General features: G+C 65.3%; 20 protein-coding genes and 1 tRNA gene. 13 read left to right on the top strand and 8 right to left on the bottom strand.

The window, feature by feature from the left end; translation table 11 throughout:
• Nucleotides 1-18: 18 nt before the first annotated feature.
• The 9 genes from VO57_008455 (at nt 19) to purQ (ending at nt 5,881) form a co-directional block, all read left to right on the top strand.
• Nucleotides 19-93 (top strand) — tRNA-Phe (locus VO57_008455).
• Between the two features lie 215 nt (nt 94-308).
• Nucleotides 309-911 (top strand): NAD(P)H:quinone oxidoreductase, encoded by a 603-nt coding sequence (gene wrbA / locus VO57_008450; protein XBL68176.1) that lies wholly within the window; start codon nt 309-311, stop codon nt 909-911.
• Nucleotides 912-1,190: 279 nt separating this feature from the next.
• On the top strand, nt 1,191-1,625 hold the full coding sequence (locus tag VO57_008445) for a DUF2141 domain-containing protein (GenBank protein ID XBL68175.1): 435 nt from the start codon (nt 1,191-1,193) through the stop codon (nt 1,623-1,625).
• Nucleotides 1,622-2,275, top strand: a complete 654-nt coding sequence (locus VO57_008440) for a hypothetical protein (GenBank protein XBL68174.1) — start codon at nt 1,622-1,624, stop codon at nt 2,273-2,275. The genes VO57_008445 and VO57_008440 overlap by 4 nt, the downstream gene beginning before the upstream one ends.
• A complete protein-coding gene (locus tag VO57_008435; protein ID XBL68173.1) occupies nt 2,268-2,582 on the top strand; it encodes a transcriptional regulator in 315 nt (104 codons plus the stop codon). Before VO57_008440 ends, VO57_008435 begins: the two co-directional genes overlap by 8 nt.
• 53 nt (nt 2,583-2,635) lie before the next feature.
• On the top strand, nt 2,636-3,952 hold the full coding sequence (locus VO57_008430; protein ID XBL68172.1) for a sodium:proton antiporter: 1,317 nt from the start codon (nt 2,636-2,638) through the stop codon (nt 3,950-3,952).
• A gap of 129 nt (nt 3,953-4,081) precedes the next feature.
• Nucleotides 4,082-4,885: a phosphoribosylaminoimidazolesuccinocarboxamide synthase gene (gene purC / locus VO57_008425; protein ID XBL68171.1), complete on the top strand. Its 804-nt coding sequence runs from the start codon at nt 4,082-4,084 to the stop codon at nt 4,883-4,885.
• A gap of 88 nt (nt 4,886-4,973) precedes the next feature.
• Nucleotides 4,974-5,207, top strand: coding sequence for a phosphoribosylformylglycinamidine synthase subunit PurS (purS, locus tag VO57_008420; protein XBL68170.1), 234 nt, complete (start codon nt 4,974-4,976; stop codon nt 5,205-5,207).
• Nucleotides 5,207-5,881, top strand: a complete 675-nt coding sequence (gene purQ, locus VO57_008415) for a phosphoribosylformylglycinamidine synthase subunit PurQ (GenBank protein ID XBL68169.1) — start codon at nt 5,207-5,209, stop codon at nt 5,879-5,881. The genes purS and purQ overlap by 1 nt, the downstream gene beginning before the upstream one ends.
• A 120-nt stretch (nt 5,882-6,001) precedes the next feature.
• On the opposite strand, the gene VO57_008410 is transcribed toward purQ, so the two are convergent.
• The 3 genes from VO57_008410 to VO57_008400 all read right to left on the bottom strand — a co-directional run bounded on the left by VO57_008410 (nt 6,002) and on the right by VO57_008400 (nt 11,677).
• Entirely contained in the window at nt 6,002-8,359 is a 2,358-nt protein-coding gene (locus VO57_008410) for an EAL domain-containing protein (GenBank protein XBL68168.1), read from the bottom strand.
• Nucleotides 8,360-8,436: 77 nt separating this feature from the next.
• Nucleotides 8,437-10,272: a glutamine--fructose-6-phosphate transaminase (isomerizing) gene (glmS, locus tag VO57_008405; GenBank protein ID XBL68167.1), complete on the bottom strand. Its 1,836-nt coding sequence runs from the start codon at nt 10,270-10,272 to the stop codon at nt 8,437-8,439.
• 100 nt (nt 10,273-10,372) lie between these two features.
• Complete coding sequence (locus VO57_008400) at nt 10,373-11,677, bottom strand: O-antigen ligase family protein (protein ID XBL68166.1); 1,305 nt, start codon at nt 11,675-11,677, stop codon at nt 10,373-10,375.
• 206 nt (nt 11,678-11,883) lie between these two features.
• On the opposite strand from VO57_008400, the gene VO57_008395 reads away from it, so the two are divergent.
• Nucleotides 11,884-13,434, top strand: coding sequence for a CpaF family protein (locus VO57_008395; protein XBL68165.1), 1,551 nt, complete (start codon nt 11,884-11,886; stop codon nt 13,432-13,434).
• A gap of 203 nt (nt 13,435-13,637) precedes the next feature.
• On the opposite strand, the gene VO57_008390 is transcribed toward VO57_008395, so the two are convergent.
• The gene (locus tag VO57_008390; protein ID XBL68164.1) at nt 13,638-13,868 is read right to left on the bottom strand and encodes a hypothetical protein; all 231 of its coding nucleotides are present in this window, start codon (nt 13,866-13,868) and stop codon (nt 13,638-13,640) included.
• A gap of 84 nt (nt 13,869-13,952) precedes the next feature.
• Here VO57_008390 and VO57_008385 point away from each other — a divergent pair, with 84 nt between their 5' ends.
• The 3 genes from VO57_008385 (at nt 13,953) to VO57_008375 (ending at nt 16,413) form a co-directional block, all read left to right on the top strand.
• Nucleotides 13,953-14,897 carry a DMT family transporter gene (locus tag VO57_008385; protein XBL68163.1) on the top strand — a complete coding sequence of 315 codons (945 nt, stop codon included), beginning with the start codon at nt 13,953-13,955 and terminating at the stop codon, nt 14,895-14,897.
• A 47-nt stretch (nt 14,898-14,944) separates the two neighbouring features.
• Nucleotides 14,945-15,076, top strand: coding sequence for an entericidin A/B family lipoprotein (locus tag VO57_008380; protein XBL68162.1), 132 nt, complete (start codon nt 14,945-14,947; stop codon nt 15,074-15,076).
• Between the two features lie 125 nt (nt 15,077-15,201).
• Complete coding sequence (locus VO57_008375) at nt 15,202-16,413, top strand: hypothetical protein (GenBank protein XBL68161.1); 1,212 nt, start codon at nt 15,202-15,204, stop codon at nt 16,411-16,413.
• Between the two features lie 34 nt (nt 16,414-16,447).
• Here VO57_008375 and VO57_008370 read toward each other — a convergent pair whose 3' ends face one another.
• The 4 genes from VO57_008370 to VO57_008355 are packed head-to-tail and all read right to left on the bottom strand — an operon-like array spanning nt 16,448 to nt 18,715.
• Nucleotides 16,448-17,056 (bottom strand): DUF938 domain-containing protein, encoded by a 609-nt coding sequence (locus VO57_008370; protein ID XBL71314.1) that lies wholly within the window; start codon nt 17,054-17,056, stop codon nt 16,448-16,450.
• Nucleotides 17,047-17,517, bottom strand: coding sequence for an isoprenylcysteine carboxylmethyltransferase family protein (locus tag VO57_008365; GenBank protein ID XBL68160.1), 471 nt, complete (start codon nt 17,515-17,517; stop codon nt 17,047-17,049). The genes VO57_008370 and VO57_008365 overlap by 10 nt, the downstream gene beginning before the upstream one ends.
• A complete protein-coding gene (locus VO57_008360) occupies nt 17,517-17,975 on the bottom strand; it encodes an abscisic acid-deficient protein Aba4 family protein (GenBank protein XBL68159.1) in 459 nt (152 codons plus the stop codon). Before VO57_008360 ends, VO57_008365 begins: the two co-directional genes overlap by 1 nt.
• A 5-nt stretch (nt 17,976-17,980) precedes the next feature.
• Nucleotides 17,981-18,715, bottom strand: a complete 735-nt coding sequence (locus VO57_008355; protein ID XBL68158.1) for an NAD(P)H-binding protein — start codon at nt 18,713-18,715, stop codon at nt 17,981-17,983.
• Nucleotides 18,716-18,724: the final 9 nt, after the last annotated feature.

Genomic DNA, 18,724 nt, shown 5'->3' with positions numbered 1-18,724 from the left:
TCCGCCGTCGCGGCGATTGCCCGGGTAGCTCAGTGGTAGAGCAGACGACTGAAAATCGTCGTGTCGGTGGTTCGACTCCGCCCCTGGGCACCACGCCCCCTCTCTTTAACAGATCTACCCGGTGCGGACCGCCACAGGCGCGCGTGCAAACGCGTTGCCTCCGCGTGGGTGATCGACGCTGGGAAAGAGCGCCATCGGCCTAACGGGTCGTGAGCGAGTAGGAAAATCCGGCCGCAAGCTTTGCGAAACACCTGCGCCCCCCGCGCATTGATTGGTCAGACACCGGACAATCCAGCAAAGGGAAGCCCATGACCAAGATCCTCGTCCTCTACTATTCCTCCTACGGCCACACCTCGGCAATGGCCGAGGCGGTTGCCGAAGGCGTGCGCGAAGGCGGTGCCGAAGCGGTTATCCGCCACGTGCCCGAAACCGCGCCCGAGGAGGTTGCGAAAAACGCCGGCTTCACCGGGATGCCGGGGCACGAGGAGATCGAGGGGCCCGACGCGCTGGCCGAATATGACGGCATCGTGGTCGGCTCGCCCACACGCTATGGCCGGATGACCAGCCAGATGGCGTCCTTCTGGGACCAGACCGGCGGGCTGTGGATGAAGGGCGCGCTGATCGGCAAGGTCGGCGCGGCATTCACCTCCACCGCCAGCCAGCATGGCGGGCAGGAGACCACGCTGATGTCGATCCTGACCAACTTGCTGCACATGGGCTGCACGGTCGTGGGGCTCGACTACGGCTTCCAGGGCCAGATGGGTGTCGACGAGGTCAAGGGCGGCGCGCCCTATGGCGCGACGACCATTGCCGATGGCGACGGCAGCCGCCAGCCGAGCAAGACCGAGCTGGACGGTGCCCGCTACCTCGGCAAGCGAGTCGCGACGACCGCCGCCAAACTGCACGGCTGACGCCGCTTTCGGGGGCGCGGCGCGGGTTGCATACGCGCTTCCCGCCGCGCCCCTGACACACCTGACACACAGCCCAGGGCTAGAAACCCGGGCCGCCCCTTCCCCGCAGTTCACGGACTGCCGGAAGAGGTCGGCTCGGGTTTTCACTGTCTCGGCCTAGCGGCCCCTCACCCAAGTAGGAAAGCGGCGAATGGCGCGATGCGGTGCTGGTCTCGAACCACTCTTGCACAAACAAGCACTTTATGATTTAAAGTGCATATAGAAACAAAGGAGCCTGTCATGATTCGCATGTCCGTTCTCGCTGCCACGGCGCTTGCCGGGGCAGCCCTCGCCACCCCCGCCCTCGCAGGCGAGGTCACCGTCACCCTCACCAATGTGCGCGCAGATGCGGGCGATCTCTATGTCAGCCTGCAGAGCGAGGCGCAGTTCATGCAGGCCGCCGCGCTCGCCGGCAAAACGGTCGAGAACCCGAAGGACGGCACGGTCACCGTGACCTTCGACGACGTTCCCGACGGCCAGTACGCCCTGATGGTGTGGCACGACATCGACGGCGACGGCACGTTCAGCATGGGTCCGCAGGGCCCGACGGACGGCTGGTCGATGATCGGCGCGGATGCGCTGCGCGGCATGCCGACCTTCGCGGCGCAAAGCTTCACGCTCGACGGCAGCGCCACGGTTACCGAGCCGGTGCTCTATCCGCGAGACGGCGAATGAGCGCCGCGGCTCCCATCGATCCGGCCCCCACCGCGCAGGACGACCTGCGCATGATGCGCGAACTGGCGGAGGAGGGGCTGACCCGCCCGCTCCTCTCCGGCCGCCACCTCGTGCTGTTCGGGGCGGCCATCGCGCTGGCCAGCCTGCTGCACGGGCTGGTCATGCTGGGCACACTCGACTGGTCGCCGAACGCCTTGCCGGTCATCTGGCTCGGGCTGATCGTGCCCGCCATGGTCATCAGCAAGCTGTGGCGTTCGGGCGAGCGCGACTGGCGCCCCTCGCTAGGCCACAAGGTGGAAAAGGAAGTATGGCAGACGGGCGGTGCGTTTCTCGGCATCATCTCGATATCGACGCTGGCGCTCGCATACCTGCAGCTGGACCGGACGGGCGAAACGGTCACCTTCTACCTCATGAGCATGATCGCGCCCGTCACCTTCGGCGTCTATGCGACCGCGCTTGCCGCAAGCGCGGCGGCGGGCCGGGTGGCGGCGCTGCGGCCGTTCGCCGCGCTCGCGATGGCATTCGTGGTGGCAACCGCAATGACGGCGGGCACCGCGATGCAGTTCGCGGTGATGGGCGTGGGCGTGCTGCTCGTCTCGGTCGTGCCCGGAGTGATGCTGATCCAGCGCGAGAACGCCACCCGTGGCTGATCCCCCACTCGACTACCGAGCGATCGACGACACGATCCACGGGCGCGTCCGGCTGGCCACGATGGCCTATCTCTCCAGCGCGGAGTGCGCCGATTTCGGGGAGCTGCGCGCCCGCACCGGGGTGAGCGACGGCAACCTTTCGGTCCACCTGCGCAAGCTGGAGGATGCGGGCTACGTCAGCATCGAGAAGCGCTTCGAGGGCAAGAAGCCCGTCACCACAGCCTGCATGACCGATGTCGGGCGCGAGGCGTGGATCGCCTATCTCGACCGGATGAAGGCGATGCTGTTCGGGGAGGACGGCGAATAGGGTTCGACCACGCGCCTCTTCCCGGCAACACAAGGCGCGGCTAGGCAGGTGCAATGCACGATACCGCCGCAGCCGCGCTTTCGCCGTTCGACATTGCCGCGCTGCTGGTCGTGGCGGCGGCGGTGTTCGGCTATATCAACCACCACTACATCCGCCTGCCGCATGTCATCGGGCTGACGATCATGGGTGCGCTCGCCGCGATCGTGCTCACGGTGCTCAACGCGCTGGTGCCCAGCATCACGCTGGACGACACGGTTTCCCGGCTGCTCGAACAGCTGAATTTTACCGATACGCTGCTGCAGGGAATGCTCAGCTTCCTGCTGTTCGCAGGCGCGCTCCACGTCGATCTCAAGCGGTTGAGCGCGGACTGGCTGCCGGTCCTGCTGCTGTCCACTGTCGGGGTCGTCACATCGACCGTCCTGGTCGGCGGCGCGACATGGGGGCTCGGATTGCTGCTGGGCGTGGAAATCGCGCCGATCTGGTATTTCGTGTTCGGCGCGCTGATTTCACCGACGGACCCGGTTTCGGTCCTCGGCGTGCTCAAGACCGAAGACGTGCCGCTCTCGCTCCAGAGCGCGGTCGCGGGAGAAAGCCTGTTCAACGACGGCGTCGGCATCGTGGTCTTCACGATCCTGCTCGGCGCGGCGGTCACGGGGGCCGATTTCAGCATCGCCGAAGGCGCCCGCCTGTTCATGATCGAGGCGGGGGGCGGCCTTGCGGTGGGCGTCGCGATCGGCTGGCTCGGCTTTCGCGGCATGCGGTCGATGGACGAATACACGCTGGAAGTGCTGATCTCGCTGGCGGTGGTCATGGGCGGATATGCGTTGTGCAGTCAGCTCCATCTTTCCGGCCCGATCGCGATGGCCGTGGCGGGGCTGCTGATCGGCAATTTTGGCGCGCACTACGCGATGAGCGACGAGACGCTCGACTACGTGAACAAGTTCTGGGAGCTGGTCGACGAGCTGCTCAATTCGGTGCTGTTCCTGCTGATCGGGCTGGAGCTTATTGCGCTGGTGCCGGGTGGGACGGAATTCATCTTTGGCCTAGCTGCTATTCCGATCGTCCTCGCCGCCCGCGGAATCTCGGTGTTCGGCGCGATCAAGGTGATGCCCTCTGCACGTCTGGACACGCCGGGCTCGGGCCGGGTGCTGTGGTGGGGCGGACTGCGCGGCGGCATCTCGGTCGCGCTTGCGCTCTCGCTGCCGGCCGGTGACACCCGCGACATCCTGCTCGCTGCGACATTCGGCGCGGTGCTGTTTTCCGTGCTGATCCAGCGCGCGACGCTGGGCAAGCTGATCGACGGCCTGCAGGCGGACGACTCGCCGTGCATGCAGAAGGAGCCGACGGCACGAACCTCCGGCGCAGATTGAAGCCACGCGGATTGAAGCATCCGGCGTTTGGCTGTACTGCCAGCCAAATCCGCCCCGGCAGGGCGGCGCCACGCCGGTGCCGTTCGCGATGCCGGGGCGCGGTTCTTTTGAAAAGCGCAAGGAACGCTCATGTCCCGTCGTCGCCAGATCTACGAAGGCAAGGCCAAGATCCTTTACGAGGGGCCCGAACCGGGCACGCTGATCCAGTATTTCAAGGACGACGCGACCGCCTTCAATGCCGAGAAAAAGGGCACGATCAACGGCAAGGGCGTGATCAACAACCGCATCAGCGAACACGTGTTCACCCGCCTCGCCAACATCGGCATCCCGACTCACTTCATCCGCCGCCTGAACATGCGCGAACAGCTGATCCGGCAGGTCGAGATCATTCCGCTGGAAGTCGTCGTGCGCAACGTCGCGGCGGGATCGCTGTGCAAGCGGCTGGGGCTGGAAGAAGGCGAACCGCTGCCGCATTCGCTGATCGAATATTACTACAAGGACGATGCGCTGGGCGATCCGCTGGTCGCCGAAGAGCACATCGCCTGCTTCAACTGGGCGAGCCAGGAAGAGATGCAGGACATGTCCGCGATGGCGATCCGCATCAACGATTTCATCGCCGGGATGTTCGCCGCGGTCGACATCCGGCTGGTCGATTTTAAGCTCGAATTCGGGCGGCTGTGGGATGGCGACTATGCGCGCGTGATCCTCGCCGACGAGATCAGCCCCGACGGGTGCCGCCTGTGGGACATGAACTCTGGCGAAAAGCTCGACAAGGATCGCTTCCGCCGCGATCTGGGGGGCGAGGAAGAGGCCTATCAGGAAGTCGCCCGGCGCCTAGGCGTGCTGCAGAACGACGGCAACACCCCGGGTGAGGTGTTCGACCTGTCCGCCCATCGCGGTCGCAAGCGCGGCAGCACTCCGAAGAAGAAGTGAGTATCGCCTAAGCGCTGCGTTGCGCGGGCGCGCACGTGGCGCTAGGCGGCGAGGCCCGTAAGAGATTGTCAGGATCCGAGGCTCCAAGATGAAAAAGCGCGTGTTCGTAACCCTCAAGCCCGGCGTGCTCGACCCGCAGGGGCGTGCCGTGCACCATGCGCTGGACGGGCTCGGCTTCGACGGGGTCGAAGATGTGCGGATCGGCCGGCTGGTCGAGCTGGAGCTCGCCGATGGCATCTCGGACGAAAAGGTCGCCGAGATGTGCGCGAAGCTGCTCGCCAACACCGTGATCGAGAATTACCGGATCGAGGACGCGGGATAATGAACACCGCCGTCGTCACCTTCCCGGGCTCCAACTGCGACCGCGACATGATGGTCGCGATTGCCGAGGTGTTCGGCAAGCAGCCCGTACAGGTCTGGCATCGCGACACCGCGCTGCCCGATCGCGTCGACTTCATCGCCCTGCCCGGCGGTTTTTCCTACGGTGACTACCTGCGCTCGGGCGCGATGGCGGCGAACAGCCCGATCATGCGCGAAGTGAAGGCTGCCGCCGCGCGCGGCGTGCCTGTGCTGGGCGTGTGCAACGGCTTCCAGGTACTCGCCGAAGCGGGCCTGCTGCCGGGCGCGCTGATGCGCAATGCCGGCCAGCGCTTCGTGTGCCGCGACGCGCAGCTCAAAGTAGAGAACACGCAGACCCGCTTCACCGCAGGCTATGAAGCGGGCGAGACGATCACCATCCCCGTGGCGCACCACGACGGCAACTACTTCGCCGACGATGCGACGCTGGATGCGCTGGAAGGCGATGGCCGCGTGGTGTTCCGCTATACCCACGCAACCAACGGATCGCGCCGCGACATTGCGGGTATCGTGAACGAAAGCGGCACGGTGCTGGGCATGATGCCGCACCCCGAACGCGCGATCGAAGCCGCCCACGGCGGCACAGACGGTCGGCGACTGTTCGAATCGCTCGCGCGGAGCCTCGCCGAAGCGGCGTAGTTTTTCGGGGGGCAGCCGTTCACCCACCTCCCCGCCCGGCCACCAAGGGTACCACCACGATATGGTGGCCGGGCGGGGAGGTGGGCGGACGGTGCGGTTCGCGCTAGCGAACCCTTTTAATCACGCCCGCAGCTGGCTGTAATCATTGCTGAACAGCGCGCGGGCATCGGCGCTGCTCATCGGGCGGCCGAAATAGAAGCCCTGGATCCGGTCGCAGCCCATCCGGCAGACCAGACGGGCTTCATCCTCTGTCTCGACCCCTTCGGCGGTGGTCTTCATCTCGAGGCTCTTCGCCATGGCGACCACGGCGCGCACGATTGCCAAGCTTTCGCTGCTGCCTTGCGCCGCGCCCTGTACGAAGCTGCGATCGACCTTGATGGTGGAGAACTGGAGCTTGCGCAGATAGCCGAGCGAGGAATAGCCGGTCCCGAAATCGTCGAGCGCCACCTGGCAGCCCAGCGCCATCACCTTGGCCAGCGCCTGCCGCGCGATCTCCGCATCGCCAAGGAAGATACTCTCCGTTACCTCGATTTCGAGCCGCTGCGGGTCGAGCCCGCTGCGCGTCAGGGCATCGACCACAGTATCGGCAAAATCGGGCTCCATCAGCTGTTCGGGCGAGACGTTGACGTTGACCTTGACCCCTCTCGGCCAAGCCATCGCCTCACGGCAGGCCTGTTGCATCACCCAGGTGCCGATCGGCACAATCAGGCGGGTATCTTCCGCCACCGGGATGAACTTGCCCGGGCTGACGAAGCCGTGGTCCTCGCTCTGCCAGCGGACAAGCGCTTCGAAGCTGACGACCCGTTCGCTGTTGGCATCGACCACCGGCTGGAAATTGAGCAGCAGCTCGTCCTTCTCCAGCGCCTTGCGGAGAGAGAATTCGAGCTGCCGGCGCTCTTCCGCATCGGCGTGGAGCGAGGGTTCGTAGGCAAAGTGCACCCCGCGCCCGCCGTCTTTCGCGCGGTACAGCGCAAGGTCGGCGTTGCGCATCAGTTCCTCGACCGTCTTGCCGTCGCGCGGTGCCAGCGCGGAGCCGGCACTCGCCCCGACGAACAAAGTGTGCTGGTCGACCTCGTATGGTTGCGACAGGCGTTCGATCACCTTGCGGGCAAGCGCGTCGACCGCGCAGGAATCGGGGGCATCGCGCATCACGATGGCGAACTCGTCCCCGCCCAGCCGACCGCAGATCTCGTTCTCGCCCGTCAGCTCGCTTAACCGGCGGGAGACCTGTTCCAGCAGCCGATCGCCGATCTGGTGGCCCAGCGAGTCATTGACCGCCTTGAACCGGTCCAGGTCGAGCATGATGAAGGCGCAGCGGCGCCGCCACTGGCGCGCTTCGTCCATCGCCTCGCCCAGCGACTCGTTCAGCATCAGGCGGTTGGGCAGGCCGGTCAGCGTGTCGTAGCGGGCGAGATAAGCGATCTTTTCGGAAGATTTGCGCTGTTCGGTAACGTCCGATCCCACCCCCCGAAAGCCGACTTCTTGCCCCCGCTCGTCCAGCATCGGGGTGCCAGAGAGCTCCCACCAGCGCTTCTGCCCGCCAACCCACACCTGAACGATCAGGTTGGAAAAGCTCTCGCGAGCCTTGATCCGATCTGCCAGCACCCGCAGGCTCGGGGCGAAATTGCACACCTCCCAGCCATCGCCCGACAGCACCTCGAAGAAGGGTTTGCCCTCGATCTGCTCGGGCGGTGAGCCCAGCGCGAAGGCAAAACGCGGGGAAACCGAGCGGATCAGCCGGGTCCTGTCGATCTGCCACAGCCAGTCGGCCTCGTTCTCCTCGAACTCGCGCAGCAGCAAGGACACCGTCTCCGACTTCTGCTGCATCGCGGTTTCGGCGACACCTGCGCGCAGGAAGCTCTCTGCCCGGCGCAGGATCGCGGCGAAATTGGCGAGGTAATAGATTCCCGCAATGCTCGTCATCACAATGTCGCCCGCCAGCGCGAAGCACACGGTCGCAACGATGCATGCAGGCGAGATGAAAACCACGGCGCGCAGCGGCACCACCGCCAGCGCGGTGCCGACCCCCGTCACGATCACGCCGATCAGTGCATATCCGCGCAGCATGCCCGGTACGTCGGCATAGACGAACAGCAATATCGGCAGCAGCATCCAGGCAAGGCCAAGCCAGGCCGAGCCAATCAGGTGCCGGTTGACGTCGCGATCGGTCACCTTGCGCAGGTCTGCGGCGATCATCGCGCGCTCAAGCCGGGCGAAGTAGACCACCCCGCCGGCCAGCAGCATGATCCATGCGGCGATCAGCAAGGGCGGCGCATAGGGAATCAGGCAGGCAAACCCGACCAGTGCACCGACCGAGTGGCCGACCACCCGCAACAGGCTAAGCCCGGCGAGATGATCATATTGCAGGCTGCGCAGGAACGCCCGGTCGAGCCCCGCAATGTCGCGCAGTCCGAGGAGGACCGCCAGCGGAAGCTGACTCGGCAGTTCCGGCGTTTTCTGAGCGACAAGCTTTTTCACAGCTCGCGGCTTAGACCGAAAAGGTTAGTGGGCTGTAAAACCTCGCCCTCATCACCTCCCGATCCCGACGACGTAAGTTACTCGACCGTCACGGATTTTGCGAGGTTGCGCGGCTGGTCGACATCGGTGCCCTTCACCAGCGCGACGTGATAGGCCAGCAGCTGCACCGGCACGGCATAGATCAGCGGCGCGATCAGCGGGTGGACCTTGGGCATCTCAATCGTCGCGAGGCACCCCTCGCCCGCCTCTTCCAGCCCTTCCGCGTCGGAGATCAGGACGACCTTGCCGCCGCGTGCGCGCACTTCCTGCATGTTGGACACGGTCTTTTCGAACAGCGGCCCGCTGGGTGCGATCACCACCACCGGCACATCTTCGTCTATCAGTGCGATGGGCCCGTGCTTCATTTCTCCGCTGGCATAGCCTTCGGCGTGGATGTAGCTGATTTCCTTCAGCTTCAGCGCGCCTTCCAGCGCCATCGGATAATCCGCGCCGCGGCCCAGATACAACACGTCGCGCGCCGGAGCGATCAGGTGCGCCATGGCTGCGATATCGTCGTCATGGTCGAGCGCGGCGTTGAGGCCGGCGGGCGCTTCCAGCAGGTGGCGCACCACCTCCTGTTCCTCCGCCCGGTCCATCGTGCCCTTGACCACCGCAAGCTTGGCCGCAAGCGCGGCGAGCACTGCCAGCTGGCAGGTGAACGCCTTGGTCGAGGCGACGCCTATTTCCGGCCCGGCATGGATCGGCAGCAGCAGGTCCGCCTCGCGCGCCATGGTGCTGGTGGGCACGTTGACGATCGCGGCGATGGTCTGCCCGTGCGCCTTGCAATAGCGCAGCGCGGCGAGCGTGTCGGCGGTTTCCCCGCTCTGCGAGATGAACAGCGCAAGGCCGCCCTTCTCCAGCGGCGGCTCGCGATAGCGGAACTCGCTGGCGACATCGATGTCGACCGGCACGCGCGCGAACTGTTCGATCCAGTAGCGGCCGACCATCCCGGCATAATAGGAGGTGCCGCACGCGACGATGGTCATGCGTTCGATGCTCGAAAGGTCGAAATCCATCTGCGGCAGTGCCACGGTCTGGTCCGCCTGGCGGACATAGCTGGAGAGCGTCTGGGCAACCACGGTCGGCTGCTCGAAGATCTCCTTCTGCATGAAGTGGCGGTGATTGCCCTTCTCGACCGCAGCCGCACTTGCACCCGACGCGACGATCTCGCGGGTAACTTCGTTGCCCTCACTGTCGAAGATCTGCGCGCCATCGCGGGTGACGACCGTCCAGTCGCCCTCCTCCAGATAAGTGATCCGCTGGGTCAGCGGGGCCAGTGCCAGCGCATCCGAGCCGACGAACATCTCGCCCTCGCCATAGCCGAGCACCAGCGGCGAGCCGAGCCGCGCGCCGATAATCCGGTCGGGGTGGTCGGGGAACAGGATCGCCAGCGCAAAGGCGCCGCGAAGCCGCGGCAGCACGGTGCGCATCGCGTCTTCGGGCGAGGCGCCGCGCTCCACCTCGCGGCTGACCAGCAGGGCAACGACTTCGCTGTCGGTTTCGCTCTCGACCGAATAGCCATCGGCCTGCAATTCGTCGCGCAGCGAGCGGAAATTCTCGATGATGCCGTTATGGACCAGCGCAGCGGCCTTGCCCGCGTGCGGGTGGGCATTGGCTGCGGTCGGCGCGCCGTGGGTCGCCCAGCGGGTGTGGGCGATGCCGATGGTACCCGGCGCAGGCTCCTGCGCCAGCACCTCGACCAGATTGCCCAGCTTGCCCTGCGCGCGGCGGCGGATCATCCGGGTGCCATCACCGCTATCGTCCAGCGTGCACACGCCGGAGGAATCATAGCCGCGATATTCCATGCGCCGGAGGCCATCGACCAGCCGGTCGACCACCGATTCACCGCTGACGATCCCGATAATGCCGCACATAGATCAGTTGCCCTTCACGCTTCTGCTTGCGGTGCCCTCTAGCGTGTCTGGCGGGCCTTGCAATGCGCGCGGCGGTTGCCGGGTCGCGCGGGGGCGGCAATCAATGTGTCGTGGCGGCGCCGGGCTGGCGCGCGCGTGCGATTACCAGTGCGAGCAGCACGATGATCGCCCCGATGAAACGCGGATAGTGCAGCATCCCTTCCAGCAGCGATTGCAGCAGCAGCGCATAGGCCATGCCGAGAAACGGCAGCATCTCGCGGTGGGCAAGCGCGCTTGTATGTGCAGCGCGGATCGCCCGCCCCAGCAGCCAGAAGGCCGGGATGGCGCCCATGATCCCCCAGGAGATCAGGAACTGGACGATCACGTTGTGCGGCTGCGTGTGAGGAAAGCCGGGATCGACCTCCCACAGGAAAGAGCCAGTGCCCCAACCGAACAGCGGCGAATCTGTCCATCTCTCGATTCCGAGCTTCCACGCCAGGAAACGGCCGGCATCAATGCTCTCGGTGAGCCGCCCGTCGTTCAGGTTCCATAGACGGAAGCTGTCGTCGGGCGGGATGGCGATCCATGCAAGGCACAGCGCGAACCCGGTGAGGATCGCGGCGTGACCTATATTGCGGGCCGGCGGGATGCGGCGCAGCGAGAGCATCGCGATGCCGACCACCACCATGAGTGCGAGCACGCCCGCGCGCGTCCCCGACCAGACCAGCGCGGCGGCCGTCAGGCAGTAGAACAGGTGATCCCACCCGATCCGTCCGTCCCGCTCGGCAAACAGGATGCGCAGCGCAAAGACTGAGGAAAGGCCCGCATACCACGCGCCGAAATGGCGCACGCTGATGAAGCCCGGCAGCGCGGCGTGCCACTCGATCTTGCCATAGAGCTGCGTTTCGGGCGGCGGCGCGGTCAGCAGCCACCACGCGGTGTAGAGCACCAGAACGATCGCCCCCACCGCGATCAGCGGCGCGATCCGATCGGGCGCAGGGATGCTGCGCCGCGCCAGCAGGTGATAAACCGCCAGCGCGAAGACAAGGTGGATCAATACGATCAGGCTATGGGTCAGCGAATAGGCGAAATTGTTCGATATCAGGAGTGCAGAGACGCCGATCGCCAGCAGCAGCACGCCCGCCGCGATGCGGATGTCGCGCGGCAGTGCCCGCCATGCGCTCGACAAATCGAAACCCTGTCGCCCTGCCCACAAGACGGCCGCGACTTCGCTGACCACGAAAGGCAGCTCTATCAGGCGCGAAAATTCGGCCTGCGGGCTCAGCATGTGATGAATATAGGTGGGATAGACCAGCGCCGATACGATCGGCATCACGATCGCAATCAGCGCGACCAGCACCAGCGCGGGTTCGCGCACAATGCTATGGGCCTGTCCGCCGCTATACGCGCCGCTGCGCAACTGCATGTCCATGCCCTTGCTGGTAAGCCAGCTTGGTTAAGGAGGCTTTAGCACCGGCCCCATTGGCAGCGCCGCCTTCGCGCAGAGGCGCGGTTTATCATTTAGGAAATTGCTAAGCTTTCCATTCTATTCACCAATTTCGAGAACGCGGTGTTGGCCATTCGCGCCGCACCCGCAGCCATTATCCGCCCGGACGGGCATGGGGGAATGAAATGAGCGCTTTCGGACGCAGGAACGGCCCCGGAGGCATGGGTTCCGGCAGCCGTCCGGCTTTCGGAAATGCCAAGCCGATGAGAGGTGGCAATCCGTCGCAGGAAAGCGGCCCCGAAGGCGGCGAGCAGTTTCCGCCGGTTCCCAATGACGGCGATGCATCTTCCCGACAGGATGCGCCCGCAGTTCCCTCTCCCGCCCCGTCTCCTTCCGCCAACCGCCACGCCAGCGCGATGAGCCGCCTGGACGAGCGTTCCAACGCGGTCCACGTGCGCGAAGAGGTCACCGGGTTCGAGGCGAGCGTCCACAAGATCAAGGAACAGGTGCTGCCGCGCCTGCTCGAGAGGATCGACCCCGAAGCCGCCTCCACCCTGACCAAGGACGAACTGGCCGAGGAATTCCGGCCGATCATCATGGAGGTGCTGGCCGAGCTCAAGATCACGCTCAACCGGCGTGAGCAGTTCGCGCTGGAAAAGGTGCTGATCGACGAGCTGCTCGGCTTCGGCCCGCTCGAAGAGCTTCTGACCGACCCCGACGTCAGCGACATCATGGTCAACGGCCCGGACCAGACCTACATCGAAAAGAAGGGCAAGCTGCAGATCGCGCCGATTCAGTTCCGCGACGAACAGCACCTGTTCCAGATCGCGCAGCGGATCGTGAACCAGGTCGGCCGCCGGGTCGACCAGACCACCCCGCTGGCCGACGCGCGCCTCAAGGATGGCAGCCGCGTCAACGTGATCGTCCCGCCGCTATCCCTGCGCGGCACGGCGATCTCGATTCGTAAATTCTCCGAAAAGCCGATCACCATCGACATGCTCAAGAACTGGGGCTCGATGGACGACAAGATGGCGACCGCGCTCAAGGTTGCAGGCGCCTGCCGGATGAACGTGGTGATCTCCGGCGGTACGGGCTCGGGTAAGACGACCATGCTCAACGCCCTGTCGAAGATGATCGACCCGGGCGAGCGTGTGCTGACCATCGAAGACGCCGCCGAACTTCGCCTGCAGCAGCCGCACTGGCTGCCGCTCGAAACCCGCCCGCCAAACCTGGAGGGGCAAGGCGCGATCACCATCGGCGACCTGGTCAAGAACGCGCTGCGTATGCGACCCGACCGGATCATCCTGGGCGAAATTCGTGGCGCGGAAGCCTTCGACCTGCTCGCCGCGATGAACACGGGCCACGATGGTTCGATGTGCACGCTGCACGCCAACTCCCCGCGCGAGGCGCTGGGGCGTATGGAAAACATGATCCTGATGGGCGACATCAAGATCCCCAAAGAAGCGATCAGCCGCCAGATCGCGGAGTCCGTCGACCTGATCGTTCAGGTCAAGCGTCTGCGCGACGGCAGCCGCCGCACGACCAACATCACCGAGGTGATCGGGATGGAGGGCGAAGTCATCGTCACCCAGGAACTGTTCAAGTTCGAATATCTGGAAGAAGGCGAAGACGGGAAGATCAAGGGCGAATTCCGCAGTTCGGGCCTGCGCCCCTACACGCTCGAAAAGGCCCGCCAGTTCGGTTTCGATCAGGCGTATTTGGAGGCATGTCTCTGACATGCCTGACGCACACCCATCCGGGTGTGCGATGTCCTCGCAAAAGCTCGGGCGGCCGTGCAGGTGGCCTTCGGCCGTCTGCGCCTTCGGCTCCGACTCCGGCCTTGCCCTAGCCTGCGGCTCGCGATTGCGGGATTTCTCGTAATTCCCCCCCTTTCAAGGGAGGGCATCGGGGGGTGGGATCGCGGCGCCAGCGGCGTTAGCTACCCTTGCAGCAGCGGCGGAATCGCAGTCGCCAGCAGGCCGCCGCCGATCACCGCTGCCGCGAGGAAGATGGTGGTCCACGGCACCCAGCCGACCCGGTCGATCCGCGCGCGTTTCGTGCGCACCCTTTCGCCGACCAGCGCCACCAGCGCGAGCGCGATGAACCCCGCGCCAAGCAGAGCGACCCGCCCTGCATCGCTGATGAACAGAAGATCGTGCCACCACGTCATCGCGCGCAGGTGGGGCCTGACCGCGCCAAGCGCAATGATCCAATCATCGCTTGAACCGGCACCAGCAATCACTACCAGCAGCGCATGGATGCATCGGTCGCCCAGTCCCGCCCACTGACCGCGATCGGGCTGCGCCTGCTCGCCGCGTTCTCGCTCACCACGCTGTCGATGCTGGTCAAGCTGGTCGGCGAAGATGGCGTCCACCTGCTCGAAATCATCTTCTGGCGTCAGGCGGTCACGCTGCTGGCGATGATCGCGTTCGCCGCTGCCACGGTCGGGTTCGCCACGCTCAAACCGGTCCGCTTCAGGAGCCACGCGATCCGCAGCGCCTACGGCATCGTCGGCATGGCGCTGGTCTATGGCGCGGTCATCATGCTGCCGCTGGCTGAGGCGACCACGATCAACTTCACCGCGCCCATCTGGGCGGTGATCCTCTCCATGCTGCTGATGAAGGAGCGGATCGGCCGCTATCGCTGGAGCGCGATCGCGATCGGCTTCGCCGGCATCCTGATCGTCGCCCAGCCGGGCGGCAATCCGGTCGACCCGCTGGGGATCGCCGTCGGGCTCGGCGGGGCGTTCATGGTCGCGCTGACATCGATCCAGATCCAGGATCTGAACAAGACCGAAAGCCCGACCAGCATCGTCTTCTGGTTCTGCCTGCTGACCGTGCCGTTGCTCGCCCTTGCCCTGCCCTTCGTCGCGAAGGCGCATTCGAGCGAGACCTGGCTGCTGCTGGGCGGCGTCGGGCTGAGCGGGGCGGCGGCGCAGCTGTTGCTGACCACATCGCTGCGCTTCGGATCGGCGGCGACGGTGATCGTGATGGATTACACCGCGCTGCTGTGGGCCACGCTGTACGGCTGGCAGGTGTTCGATGAGCTGCCGGTGCCCAATACCTGGATCGGTGCGCCGCTGATCATCCTTGCCGGGACCATCATTCTGGTGCGCGAGGGCCATCTTGCACGCAAGGCACGGCGCGCCCGGCTGGACGTTCCTGCGCCCGAGGAACCGCTCGCCCAGCAACAGCGTTAAGATCGGCAAAGGCGCATGGAGCGCCTTTTTCTTGAAAGGACTTACCCATGATCCGCAAGCTCGCCATCGCCGCCGGAATCGCAGCCCTCGGCCTCACCGCGACCGCCTGCAACACCGTGAAGGGTGCCGGCGAAGACATTCAGTCCGTCGGGCAGGCCGGCGAAGACGCCATCGACTGATATCCATTGCGGGGCGCACGGCACGGCTGCGCGCCCCGTTTTCCTCATCGCGCAAAGATATTAGGCGAATGCGGCAAAGCATGGTATAAAATAACTCCTTGGAACTACGGTGAGGTAAATTTATCATGACCCGCAGTATTCTTCTTCCGCTCAGCGTATCCTTGCTGGCCCTGGGCTCTGGCGCATCTGCACAGCAACAATCGGACGACCAGTCTAACATCGTCGTCACCGCGAGGTCTCTTGAGAATACCTCGCGCGATCTTGCCGCCTGTCTCGAACGCGGGTGCCCTCCGGAAGAAGATATCGCGGCCTCGCTGGCCTACGCGGAAAATCTGTTCGTCGCAGGCGAATATCGCGACGCCAGCTCCATCCTCAGGAAGGCGATCGGTCGCAACAGCCGCTATGATGAGCGACTGCCCGAAGAGGTGTCGGGCCTGTACCGCGCCTATTCACGCGTCTCCGAGCATCTGGGCGAAGCGAACAGCTTCAAGCTCGCCACGCTCGATGCGCGCGACGCGCTGGAGGCAGGCTTCGACGACAACGATCCGCGCGTCCTGCTCGCCGATCTCGATGTCGGCGACAGCCGCGCCAAGCTCGGCCATCCGGACGATGCGAGGGTCATCTACGAGCGGGTCGAAAAAGAAGCGCTGGCAGCAGGTCAGCCGCGCGTGGCGACCTATGCCCGACTGCGGCAGGCATTGCTCGACGACAGCCGTTTCGTAACCACCAGAAACGATGTCTATCGCCGCCGTTTCGTCCAGCAATTGCAGGAAATTCGCCAGAAACCTCTAGAGGGTGCCGAGGATCTCGGCCTGATCGCTGACGTCATGCTGGCGCGGGTCGATCGTAGGGACGGCAAGGATGCTTCGACCGAAGATCTGATCCGCCGCTTTGCCGAACGTGGCGGCGTCAAACGGCCGATGCTGCTCTATTCCGCCCCGCTCTACACGGATGCGGATCTCGACCGCGAATCGGCGCGACCCAACAGCGGGAACGCGCGTCTGACGTCGCTGTCGCGCAATCACCCGACATGGGCGGACGTTGCCTTCTGGGTCAATACGGACGGCGTGGTCGAGGATTTCGAAGTCCTGCGCTCGCAAGGCGAAACCGGCTGGCTCGATCAGGTCAAACGGCACGTGAACAGCCGCCGCTACGCCCCCGTGGCCCGCGATGGCGAGATTCCGGGCTTCTACATCATCGAGCGCTACACGATCACCCAGCGCTTCGCCCAAACCACCGGCACCAGATTGCGCGTACGCGAGCCCGTGCAACGGATCGAACGGCTGGATCTGACGCCGGAGAATTACGAGCGGCCCGCTCTCACGCAGACGTCCTGAGGCTCGGCATCCTGACGGTCGGCAGTGCCGACCGTCAGGGCTTGCGGTAAACCAGGATAAGATTGTTCGCGGGCATCGCCACGCGCAACGTGCGCGTGAACCCGTGGCGCTTGGCCAGTGCATCAACTTCGGCAAGATCGCGCAGGCCCCAGCGCGGATCCCGCGCCTTCAGGCTTTCATCGAAGGCGAGATTGGACGGCGCTGTCTCGACCTCACGCTCCAGATAAGGGCCGTAGAGTATCAGCGGGCCATCCATCGGCGGCAGCAGCCGCGCGGCCCCCGCAAACAGCCCCTCGGTCGCCTGCCACGGGCTGATATGGACCATGTTGATGCACAAAATCGCGTCGGCCGCATCCAGCGGCCATTCGCTCGCCGCCGCATCGAGAGCGAGCGGTGGCATCACATTCGCGAGCCTGGCCTGCGCGACATGTGCGGCGATCGATGCACGCGCCTCTGCATCGGGATCGCTCGGATACCAATCGAGATGCGCAAAACGCTTCGCAAAATGGACGACATGCTCGCCCGTGCCGCTCGCCATTTCGAGCACCATGCCCCGTTCGGGCAGAACATCGGCCAGCACGTCCGCGATAGGTTCGCGGTTGCGCTGTGCGGCGGGGCTTTCGCGTTTCGCGCTCACAGCCAGCGCCGCACGCGTTTGGAGTAGTTCTCGTAATCCCGCCCGAAGGTTGCCCGCAGATGGGGTTCTTCCCGCGCGATCACGAACCGATCGACCAGCGCAATGGCAAGCGGAACCGAGAGCACGCCGCCGATGCTCTGGCAGAACAGCGCGATGCCCAGCTGGACCATCACCATGCCCAGATACATCGGATTGCGACTGAATCGGTAGAGGCCCGAGGTGACCAGCTGCGTATCCTTCTTCCACGGTTCGGGGTCATTGCCCGCCCTGAAGAAGCCGATCAGTCCCGAGCCGAGGATCGCAGCACCCAGCGCGCCGATCACCACGCCCACGGGGCGCAGCACCGCAATATCGAGCGTGGCGAGGCCCAGCACCCGGTCGAGCGCGAGCCCCGCGAGCAGGCATCCCAGCACCACCAGCGGCGGGGGGAAACGGACCTGCGCGCTATCCTGATCGACCAGTGCCATCAGCGCGCCGCCTTGTCGTCGCCGATGAACTGGCGCGTCACCAGCCAGGCGAACACGCCCGCCGGCCCGGCCATGAAGGTCGCGACGAGGTAGGGCACCTGCAGCAACCGCCCCGCCCCCAGCCTGTCCGCATCGCGGGCGATCCATAGCCCGGCGAGCAGGTCCAGCGCGAGGTAATGCGTCCAGCCGACCACGATCGCGCCCTGAGAACGAAACATCGCCATCAGCCCTTCGACCGAATAGTCGAATCCCGGATCCGCCGCGGCTCCGGCGGCCGGCATCGGATCGACCAGATTGCCCACCAGCGCGACCAGCATCACCAGATAGGTCGCGCACAACAAGCCGATCGCGCCGTACAGAATGGTGTAGATCACGCTCTCGCGCCGGGGCAGCAGGATCAGCAGCGCCCAGCCGATCAGCGCGATCGCGTTGGTGATATCGAACAGGGCCTGCCACATTGCGTCTATTCCTGCTGCGCGCGCGGGTGCTCCGCGTCGCCGGTATCCTCACCCGTCGCGTCTGCGCCCGCGCCCGTCGCCTGCCTGCCTGTCGGCGCGCGCGAGAGCATCGCCGCAGCGCGCTCTATCCCGTCCTCCTCGTGGGTGAACTTGCCCGGGGTGCGCCGCAGGCTCAGCGTCATGATCGCTTCCGCCACGGTCTGCATATCGGTCCCGCGACCGCGCAGCGCGCCTAGTCGAGCCAGCTTGCCCCCATCGGGCGAGGTCTTTTCGACCAGCGGGCCGGGGCGGATGATGTCGAGCCGCTTGAAGCCGAGCCGCGCCAGCTCCGCCTCCGCCTTGCCCTTGGCGCTCAGATGCCGGTCGCGCGACCAGCGGTCTGCCCCTTCGGCGCTAATCGCGATCAGCCGCTCGACCCCTGCAAACCGCGCGGTCTTGGCGATTTCGACCACCGCTTCCTCGTCCTCGATCGCGCGCAGCGGACTGTCGTCGCGCCCGGCGAGATTGAGCGCGGGGCCCAGGCCGACGATGAACACCTTGGGCCGCATCGCTTTCATCACGCGCGACCAGCGGTCCGCATCGGCGATGAACACTTCCATCCGGCTGCCCCGGGGCATCTCGATCTCGCCCAGCGTCAGCGCGACGAGGCGGATCTGCGGCTGATGCAACGCCTGATGGATCAGGCGCAGCCCCACGACCTCGCTCACTCCCCCCATAGCGACGCGAAATCGGCTGCTCATGTGCCCCCT

It is taken from the genome of Citromicrobium bathyomarinum (assembly GCA_001306305.2).
Taxonomy (GTDB): domain Bacteria; phylum Pseudomonadota; class Alphaproteobacteria; order Sphingomonadales; family Sphingomonadaceae; genus Alteriqipengyuania; species Alteriqipengyuania bathyomarina.
The sequence above is the reverse complement of the archived record's forward strand: the minus strand, read 5'-3'. Positions and strand labels throughout refer to the sequence as shown.

What these genes read in the sequence shown, in the direction of transcription:
- wrbA (XBL68176.1), top strand. Translation starts at nt 309, where the DNA reads ATGACCAAGATCCTCGTCCTCTACTATTCCTCCTACGGCCACACCTCG.
- VO57_008445 (XBL68175.1), top strand. Translation starts at nt 1,191, where the DNA reads ATGATTCGCATGTCCGTTCTCGCTGCCACGGCGCTTGCCGGGGCAGCC.
- VO57_008440 (XBL68174.1), top strand. Translation starts at nt 1,622, where the DNA reads ATGAGCGCCGCGGCTCCCATCGATCCGGCCCCCACCGCGCAGGACGAC.
- VO57_008430 (XBL68172.1), top strand. Translation starts at nt 2,636, where the DNA reads ATGCACGATACCGCCGCAGCCGCGCTTTCGCCGTTCGACATTGCCGCG.
- purC (XBL68171.1), top strand. Translation starts at nt 4,082, where the DNA reads ATGTCCCGTCGTCGCCAGATCTACGAAGGCAAGGCCAAGATCCTTTAC.
- purS (XBL68170.1), top strand. Translation starts at nt 4,974, where the DNA reads ATGAAAAAGCGCGTGTTCGTAACCCTCAAGCCCGGCGTGCTCGACCCG.
- purQ (XBL68169.1), top strand. Translation starts at nt 5,207, where the DNA reads ATGAACACCGCCGTCGTCACCTTCCCGGGCTCCAACTGCGACCGCGAC.
- glmS (XBL68167.1), bottom strand. Translation starts at nt 10,272, where the DNA reads ATGTGCGGCATTATCGGGATCGTCAGCGGTGAATCGGTGGTCGACCGG.
- VO57_008400 (XBL68166.1), bottom strand. Translation starts at nt 11,677, where the DNA reads ATGCAGTTGCGCAGCGGCGCGTATAGCGGCGGACAGGCCCATAGCATT.
- VO57_008395 (XBL68165.1), top strand. Translation starts at nt 11,884, where the DNA reads ATGAGCGCTTTCGGACGCAGGAACGGCCCCGGAGGCATGGGTTCCGGC.
- VO57_008390 (XBL68164.1), bottom strand. Translation starts at nt 13,868, where the DNA reads ATGACGTGGTGGCACGATCTTCTGTTCATCAGCGATGCAGGGCGGGTC.
- VO57_008385 (XBL68163.1), top strand. Translation starts at nt 13,953, where the DNA reads ATGGATGCATCGGTCGCCCAGTCCCGCCCACTGACCGCGATCGGGCTG.
- VO57_008380 (XBL68162.1), top strand. Translation starts at nt 14,945, where the DNA reads ATGATCCGCAAGCTCGCCATCGCCGCCGGAATCGCAGCCCTCGGCCTC.
- VO57_008375 (XBL68161.1), top strand. Translation starts at nt 15,202, where the DNA reads ATGACCCGCAGTATTCTTCTTCCGCTCAGCGTATCCTTGCTGGCCCTG.
- VO57_008365 (XBL68160.1), bottom strand. Translation starts at nt 17,517, where the DNA reads ATGGCACTGGTCGATCAGGATAGCGCGCAGGTCCGTTTCCCCCCGCCG.
- VO57_008360 (XBL68159.1), bottom strand. Translation starts at nt 17,975, where the DNA reads ATGTGGCAGGCCCTGTTCGATATCACCAACGCGATCGCGCTGATCGGC.
- VO57_008355 (XBL68158.1), bottom strand. Translation starts at nt 18,715, where the DNA reads ATGAGCAGCCGATTTCGCGTCGCTATGGGGGGAGTGAGCGAGGTCGTG.